Here is a 688-nt window from a genome sequence, read left to right as displayed (position 1 = left end):
AGATTCCGTGGCGGCGCTTCCTGGACGAGGTGGCCGAGGCCGGGTACGCGTGGATCGAGCTGGGCCCGTACGGCTACCTGCCCACCGACCCGGCGCGGTTGACCGACGAGACCGCCCGGCGCGGCCTCACCGTCTCCGCCGGCACCGTCTTCACCGCCTTGCATCGCGGCCCGGCCGTCTGGGACGCCACCTGGCGGCACGTCGCCCAGGTGGCCGAGCTGACCCGCGCGATGGGCGCCCGCCACCTGGTCGTGATCCCGGCGTTCTGGCGCGACGACAAGACCGCCGAACTCATCGAGAGCCCCGAGCTGACCCCGGCCCAGTGGCGCGACCTGACCACCGGCATGGAGCGCCTGGCCCACCAGGTGCGGGAGACGTACGGCCTGGAGATCGTCGTCCACCCGCACGCCGACACGCACATCGACGGCGAGGCCAACGTGGCCCGTTTCCTCGACGCCACCGACCCCGACCTGGTCCGCCTGTGCCTGGACACCGGGCACTACGCCTACTGCGGTGGCGACAGCGTGAAGCTGATCGAGACGTACGGCGATCGCATCGGCTACCTGCATCTCAAGCAAGTCGACCCGGCGATCCTGGCGACCGTGGTCGAACAGGGGGTGCCGTTCGGGCCCGCCGTCCAGCGCGGGGTGATGTGCGAGCCGCCCGCCGGGGTACCCGCCCTGGAGCC

Annotated in this window: 1 protein-coding gene; it reads left to right on the top strand. The window is 72.2% G+C overall.

The window, feature by feature from the left end; all coding sequences use genetic code 11:
• Positions 1–688: sugar phosphate isomerase/epimerase (locus KUM32_RS40800; RefSeq protein WP_217146718.1), on the top strand; the 688-nt coding region annotated here is incomplete at both ends.

The organism is Streptomyces sp. AC627_RSS907 (genome assembly GCF_019049165.1).
This window is presented reverse-complemented; position numbering and strand designations above follow the sequence as displayed.